General features: G+C 54.8%; 2 pseudogenes. Both read right to left on the minus strand.

Annotation, left to right across the window (positions count from 1 at the left end):
* Nucleotides 1–90, minus strand: a pseudogene (locus ACR0EL_RS21475) (integrase core domain-containing protein); the annotation flags it as partial.
* A 34-nt stretch (nucleotides 91–124) separates the two neighbouring features.
* Nucleotides 125–1242: pseudogene (locus tag ACR0EL_RS21480) on the minus strand (IS3 family transposase).
* Between the last annotated feature and the right edge of the window lie 233 nt (nucleotides 1243–1475).

The following is a 1475-nucleotide window of genomic DNA, read 5'->3' on the forward strand; positions in this document are numbered from 1 at the left end:
GGTGGTGTGGAACCATTCTGCGTTGAGGACTTCCCGGCGCAGAGTGCCATTGAAGCGCTCGTTGTATCCATTCTCCCAAGGTGATCCCGGGCGACGCTATATCGACTTTTGTCCAGCCCCAATTCTATGGGCCAGTTTTGAGCAAGGTTTCTGGAACGGGCGGTCGCATGTTTAGAGCCTGATGGGGTCTGACACGATTGTACTGTCTAAGCCAGGTATTGATGACGATCTGAGCCTGTTTGGTGGTGTGGAACCATTCTGCGTTGAGGACTTCCCGGCGCAGAGTGCCATTGAAGCGCTCGTTGTATCCATTCTCCCAAGGTGATCCCGGGTAGATTTGGATCGGCTTAATGCCCACCTTTCTTAACCAGGTCTGCAGGGCCGTTGCGATGAACTCCGCGCCGTTGTCGGAACGGATGTGTTCGGGCTTCCCGTGCCGCAATAAGAGTGGGTAGAGCGCATCCAGCACGTCTGCGCTGTTCATCTTCGGCTTGACCGCTACGCAGAGCGCCTCACGGGTATACTCATCCAGCACCGTCAGCATCTTGTAGCTCTGTCCGTTGCTCAGCTTGTCGTGGACAAAGTCAATGCTCCAGATGTGATTGGGATGTTGCGGTCGGAGCCGGATGATCGAGCTGTCCTTGTGGTACAGCCGTTTGCGTTTCTTGTGCCGTTGTGGGAGCTGCAAGCCTTCTTCGCGCCATAGTCGTTCGATCTTTTTATGATTGACTGCCCAGCCTTCGACACGCAGCAGCTCGGCGACCTTGCGGTAGCCGTAGCGCCCATACCGTTTGGCCAATCGGATCATCGCCAGACGTAACGCCTCATCATCCTTTGGCGCTGCGCGGTATTGCAGCGTGCTCCGCGCCAATCCAATCACGCGACAGGTGCGCCGTTCAGAGGTTGCCAGCTTTTGTCGGGTGTGGACCACGGCCTGACGAAGCTGGTCTGCCGTCAGGCCTTTGGCTTTAGATAATCAAGGCTCTCCTTGAGAATGAGTTTGTCCAGTTCAAGCTCAGCCACGATTTTCTTGAGCCGATCATTCTCTTTCTGCAGCGCCTTCAGATTGGCCATCTCAGATCGTCCCATCCCACCAAACCGCTTGCGCCATGTGTAATAGGTCGCATCACTGACACCAGCCGTTCTGCACGCCGTCGCGACATCCGAACCAGATGCCAGGCCCAGCTCAATCTCGCGCAAAAGCCGCAGAATATCTTCGTCCGAATACCGTTTCCGCGCCATCAATCCCGTCTCCAAAACTAAGCCAACTGTGGCACAGTTTTAGGGGGCCAAGACACCAAATCGAATTATAGTCTCAAATAATCTGAGCCAGAAACAGCGATGATCTCGCGCCCAACGGATTATGATCTCAAGCCGCTACAGCTATGAGACACCTTGCCTCACGCCATTTATCGGCACGTTGTTTCCGGCTGCGTTTCTCTTGCCGTTCCCAATCCACTGCGCGTTTGAACATA

The sequence above is a fragment of the Ruegeria sp. AH12 genome (assembly GCF_056541465.1).